2 protein-coding genes are annotated in these 1442 nt (G+C 49.1%); both read right to left on the bottom strand.

Features of this window, described 5'->3' with window-relative positions:
* Positions 1–806 (bottom strand): ISAs1 family transposase (locus tag BLT02_RS16670; RefSeq protein ID WP_139187726.1); only part of this gene is annotated, 806 nt, incomplete at its 3' end.
* Positions 807–843: 37 nt separating this feature from the next.
* A complete protein-coding gene (locus BLT02_RS16665; RefSeq protein WP_092998170.1) occupies positions 844–1419 on the bottom strand; it encodes a hypothetical protein in 576 nt (191 codons plus the stop codon).
* Between the last annotated feature and the right edge of the window lie 23 nt (positions 1420–1442).

The following is a 1442-nucleotide window of genomic DNA, read 5'->3' as shown; positions in this document are numbered from 1 at the left end:
CCCACGCTTTTCAGGAACGGCCATTGAACCTTTGTTCTTGACAGAAAAGATGCATCATTTATGATCCTGTACTCCCGGTACTCGTACCTGTCCCGGTTTCTTTCCACATACGCTGCCTCGTCATATTTCCCGATGTATTTCGGGTACCTTGTACGTATGGCAGGATCTCCTGCCATCCGTTTCCTGTCCTCCTTCATTTCATTAAACTGTTCAACGATCTCTTCATAACACTCTGGATGGTTTCTCTTGACCATCATCACAAAGTGGCCGTCCTGCCCGATGATCTGCTCCATCACCCTTGTTTGTGTATTTAACGCATCCGTAGTAACGGTGCTCCCCTCTATATCCAGGTACGACAGCAGCACAGGGATACTTGTGATCTCGTTGTCCTTATCAGGGATCGGCTTCTGCGCGAGTACCAGCCCGGTCGCAGTTTCCAGGACATGCAGCATCATCGGTGCCTGTTTCCCTTTGCATTTTTCAGCCGCGCCACGCAGCGCTTTTCCATCCACAGCCAGATGGGCTCCTTTCGAACTGACGATCCCGCAGATCCATTCAATAAAGTTGAACAGGAAAAGCTCCTCATCCATCCTTGTAAGCAACCGTGAGACTGTTGAGAGCGATGCGATTCCGTTCTTAAGGGCCAGACCGTTCTTTTTCAGCCATCCTTCATGGTGGCGGCACCATTGCAGGCATCTCCGCAGAGTGGTATGCCCGGTCACATATCCCGCGACCAGATACGTAAGGATCTCTGCCAGATCGTGTTTTTTTGCCCGCGGGCTGCGGGGATCATCTGCGTTCTTCATATGTTCATGAAGGGATCTGACAAAAAAACCGTTTTCGTCACACCTCCAGTTTCAATCCAAGCCGGTCAAGGATCTCCTGCTGCTCCGGATCAATCTTAGAGATCACGTTTTCTTTCCCGATCTTTAACAGGTAGATCCTTTTTAATGGCGCAAGGTCTTTCGGCTCCACCTTATGCTCTTTCCATATGCGCCTGCTCAGTGAAGCTGCCTGTGTATTGAACTGGCACCGGAATTCCTCTCTGCTCCGGATCTCTCCCCGTTGAAGGTAACTGGTCTCGGACCAACTGCAGATAATGATCTTCAATATATCTTCCCATTCATCTCCAAGCGGTTTTTTCCATCCTTCCGGACACAGATCAGCCACTGCTTTTGAAAAGCCATACTCCCAGACTTCGATATCTGTTAATGACACCTTTCTTTTATCGCTTTCGATCACTCCTTCCGGGGTGATGATCCCGATATAAGTGTCTACCGGCTGGGGATATTTCTTCCCTGGGACTCTTTTGGATGTCCTTTTGTAGAGGTAATAAGAATCCCCCTTTTTCTTGACCGTCTTTCCCCTGGTACGATACTGCTGGACCCACTCAGGGTATGTTTTTTGTGTTACCGGCATAGTATCCTCCTTTCCGTATAGGT

Source organism: Sarcina sp. DSM 11001 (genome assembly GCF_900101015.1).
GTDB lineage: Bacteria > Bacillota > Clostridia > Lachnospirales > Lachnospiraceae > CAG-791.
The sequence above is the reverse complement of the archived record's forward strand: the minus strand, read 5'-3'. Positions and strand labels throughout refer to the sequence as shown.